This is a genomic window from Acidocella aquatica (genome assembly GCF_030160635.1).
In the GTDB taxonomy this organism is placed as follows: Bacteria; Pseudomonadota; Alphaproteobacteria; order Acetobacterales; family Acetobacteraceae; genus Acidocella; species Acidocella aquatica.
In genome coordinates this window covers 1-1,478 of record NZ_BSOS01000036.1, presented here as the reverse complement: position 1 = coordinate 1,478, position 1,478 = coordinate 1, and the positions used below count along the sequence as shown (strand labels likewise).

The window sequence follows — 1,478 nt, the reverse complement described above, 5'->3', positions numbered from 1 at the left end:
CGCCATCGCGGGCGACTACTACAAGGCCCAATTAACCGCCGAGGAAGCCGAGCCGGGAACCCGTGAAAGCTGGCAGCTTATTAAGGAAGACCTGCTTGATGCCCGCTCCCGCGATGACGATACGGGCGCGGCGCGACATTACGGAAGCGGAGAGCCTGCTTGCAGACCGTGAGATAATCGCTGACGGCGCTTCAGTCCGGGCCACCGCCCAGGCGCTCTGGCTTGCCAAGGTCCAGTTAGCGGAAACCATGCTGCGACGGGCAACCGGCGACTACAGGCCAGACGAATACGCCGCCCGCTACCCCGACGCCTCCGCCCTGCCCCGCAAGGCCACGGACAAGCCAGCCAAGGGCAAGCCGCGCGTGACCTTTGAGGATGCCGTGCGGGGCTGGTCTTTGAACGCGGGTTACAACCCCGACGCCACGCCAACTCCCCGGTCCTACCATGAACGCTCCCGCACGGCCCAACGCCTCGCGGCGTTCCTGGGCCATGATGACGTGACCCAGGTCATGCGGGACGACGCCGTGCGGTGGAAAGAGGACATGCTTGCCAATGGGAAGAAGTGCGCCTCCACCATCGGCAACGACATCAGCGAAATGTCGTCCGTGTGGCGCTGGGCCATCGCTCACGGAAAGGCAACCGACAACCCGTTCAAGGGCATCTTACCGCCCGCGAAGGTCCGCAAGAAGAAGACCAAGAAGCGTCCGTACACCACCGACGAAGCGCGGCAAATCCTTCTAACCGCCCGCCAAGCGCGCGGGGCGCTGCGTTTGCTGCCTTGGGTACTTGCCGCCACCGGGGCGCGCCTTAACGAAGTCTGTCAGTCATACAAGGAAGACGTGGTGAACTATGACGGTCTTCCCTTTCTGCGCCTGCACGCAGAAGAAGCCGCCGATGACCGCGCCGCTGGCGAAGCGCCCCGCTCATTGAAGACCGAGAGTTCTGAGAGAAGCGTTCCGTTGCATCCCCGTCTCATTGCGGAAGGTTTCTTAAAGTATGTCTCGGCTCTACCTCCGGGCTCCCCGTTATTCCCTGACATTCGCCCTGACAAACGTTATGGGCGGCGCGGCAACAATGCTCAGAAAATCATGTCAAAATGGATCAAGGCCACCGTGGGCATCACGGACAAGGCCATATCGCCGTCCCATAGCTGGCGGCATTGGTGGATGGACGAAGCACGCCGCGCAGACCTCCACGGCGAAGTCCGGCACGCCATAACCGGCCACATTGACGATGAGAACGAGTCCGCGAACTATGGCATTGGGCTCCGCCACATGCCCGCCCAGCTTATGGCCGCCATGGAGAAGATCAAATTTCCTGATGGCCTGTAAGACGCCAATGGGGTTTACCGGCGTTCCCCCGGCACAGAGCCGCCACGCGCCAGTTTTCCGGGGCTGGAAGTGATGGCTCAGGGCATTGGGTAATCCCCCCGTTTTTAACGGGGCTTAATGGTAGAATTCACGCGGCGAGTTTCAGTT

Annotated in this window: 1 protein-coding gene; it reads left to right on the top strand. The window is 61.6% G+C overall.

Annotated elements, in window-relative coordinates:
• Positions 1 to 95 precede the first annotated feature (95 nt).
• Positions 96 to 1,331: a hypothetical protein gene (locus QQJ84_RS07175; RefSeq protein ID WP_284257448.1), complete on the top strand. Its 1,236-nt coding sequence runs from the start codon at positions 96 to 98 to the stop codon at positions 1,329 to 1,331.
• Positions 1,332 to 1,478 lie beyond the last annotated feature (147 nt).